This is a genomic window from Alcanivorax sp. HI0044, assembly GCF_001634945.1.
In genome coordinates this window covers 1-1,144 of sequence record NZ_LWEZ01001422.1, presented here as the reverse complement: position 1 = coordinate 1,144, position 1,144 = coordinate 1, and the positions used below count along the sequence as shown (strand labels likewise).

The window sequence follows — 1,144 nt, the reverse complement described above, 5'->3', positions numbered from 1 at the left end:
AGGCAGCACTACCGGCCCTCTACTGGAACGCACTGGTCGCCAGTGAGGAATTCCGCCAGTTTTTCAGCCAGTCCCCATCCGCGCTGGCCGGAGACAGCCAGGCCGCTCTGCTGAGCTTGACGCAACTGGCCCAGTCGCCTGTTGAGAACGAGGCCATGCCAAGCCCGGAGCAACTGTTCGGGCTGGAAGCCCGGCTACAGCAAATCGCCCACAGCCAGGTGGGCGGGCAGTTGCTGCGGCGGCTGGCACTGGCTCTGCGAGAGCTGGAGCGCGGCAATGCCTTGCTCGAAAGCATTGATCCGGTAGCGCTCTGCCCCAAAGGACGGCCCACGCCGCGGGCCCGAAAACTGCGCAATGTGCTGGACAATATCTGGGGCAGCCGGGTGCAACAGGCTCTGGCGGACGCACAACGCCAGCGCCAGCAACTGGCCAGCGCCCTGGCCAAGATAGACCAACTAATCAGCCCCACACCCCCAGCCTTCACTCAGTGGTTGGCGCATTATTTTTCTGATAAAGGCCTGCAAAGCCAGTTAAACCGCGCACTTAAGCACCATGTCTCGCTCTGGCAGGAGCGCCTGCGGCAATGCGATCTGATGCCCGGTGGCGCGCAAAAGCTGGACGATAGTGCAAATATTGACCTAGAAGGCTAAACAAAAAGTCTACAAAGCGAATGCTTGCGAGAACAGTTGTCCACATACTTCCGGGTGTCGGTGAGTCCCATTCACCGGCTCCGGAGTTTTACTCCGTGATAGCTCTCCCGAGCCAAACTATTCACGGCGCCTTTTGGCGCCGTTTTTTTTTGCCGCTCTGCGGCCGCGACACGCTTCACGCAGCATGCAACACGCTTTCCATAAAACCGCTGCAGGGGTACCTCTTGAGGTGCGCACCCAAACGCCCGGTAGATACCGTCTCTCCCAATGAACCACAACCCCTCTCAAACGGGCTGTGGTTCATATTCTTTCTGGTGCGCCAGCACGCCGTAAGCGATGTGCACCAGTTTTCTCATGGCCGCGCCCAGCGCTGACATCTTTCGTTTGCCTGCAGCACACAGCCGTTGATATTGGCGCCGAATGCTGGGGTTATGCCGCATCGCCACAACGGCACCCATGTATAACTTTTGCCGCAACGCGGGGTCGCCATTCTT

The 1,144-nt window shown here is 59.2% G+C and carries 2 protein-coding genes; one reads left to right on the top strand and one right to left on the bottom strand.

The features are described 5' to 3' along the window. Positions 1-650, top strand: a 650-nt coding sequence (locus tag A3730_RS21045; RefSeq protein ID WP_156501286.1) for a DUF3080 family protein, incomplete at its 5' end; no start/stop codon positions are given. 284 nt (positions 651-934) lie between these two features. Here A3730_RS21045 and A3730_RS21040 read toward each other — a convergent pair. After that, a partial coding sequence (locus tag A3730_RS21040; RefSeq protein ID WP_156501285.1) for a transposase occupies positions 935-1,144 on the bottom strand: 210 nt, incomplete at its 5' end.